General features: G+C 57.2%; 2 protein-coding genes. Both read left to right on the top strand.

Annotated features, from left to right (window positions below; genetic code table 11):
- Positions 1-478 (top strand): response regulator transcription factor (locus tag A3730_RS00940; protein WP_063537273.1); only part of this gene is annotated, 478 nt, incomplete at its 5' end.
- 41 nt (positions 479-519) lie between these two features.
- On the top strand, positions 520-851 hold a 332-nt coding region (locus tag A3730_RS00935; protein ID WP_231883791.1), incomplete at its 3' end, for a LysM peptidoglycan-binding domain-containing protein.

Genomic DNA, 851 nt, shown 5'->3' with positions numbered 1-851 from the left:
CCGCACCCCGGTGTTGTTTGCGACCCAGCGTGATGATGAATCATCGATTGTTGGCGCGCTCTCCCAGGGGGCGGATGACTACATGGTGAAACCGACCAAGCAAGCGGAATTGCTGGCCCGTATCAGCGCTCTCGGGCGCCGGGCAGGGGTATCGGAAATGGATGAAGAAACAGCCCTGAGTGTGGGCCCCTGGACCGTGGATCGGTCCCGACGTCAGATCCTGCTGGATGAAGACGCGATTAAACTGACAGACAAGGATTACGAGCTGGCCTGCTATCTGTTCCAGAACGTGGGCAAGCTGATGAGCCGAGCGCACCTGTTGGAGAAGGTTTGGGGTATCATGACGCCGATCGAATCGCGCACGGTTGACGTGCATATCAGCCGGATTCGACGTAGCCTTCATATTCGCCCTGAACGGGGTTACCGAATCAAAACGGTGTACCAGCACGGTTATCGTCTGGAGCCGATCGAAGAATAAAATCATGAACAGGTTCTGAGGACACATCTATGAGGGTCTGGTTGAGCACGGCTATGATGCTGTGCCTGCTATCAACGGCCTGGGCCGGGGATGACTGGCATTACACCTTGCGCCCTGGCGATTCTCTCTGGAAAGTCTGTCAACAGTTTGCCCAGTCGCCGCAAACCTGCTGGGGCGAACTGGCTCGCCATAACGGGCTCGACAACCCTCACTCCCTGCGTCCCGGTAATACCCTGAAGGTGCCGATTAGCTGGCTTAAAGAAAAACCCATTCCGGCCACTGTGGATGCGATTACCGGTGAGGTAATGCTGTATCCGGCCAGGGGAGGGGAGCCCCGTCAGCTGCAAAACGGTGATGCGGTGGCGTTTGGCGA

It is taken from the genome of Alcanivorax sp. HI0044 (assembly GCF_001634945.1).
The sequence above is the reverse complement of the archived record's forward strand: the minus strand, read 5'-3'. Positions and strand labels throughout refer to the sequence as shown.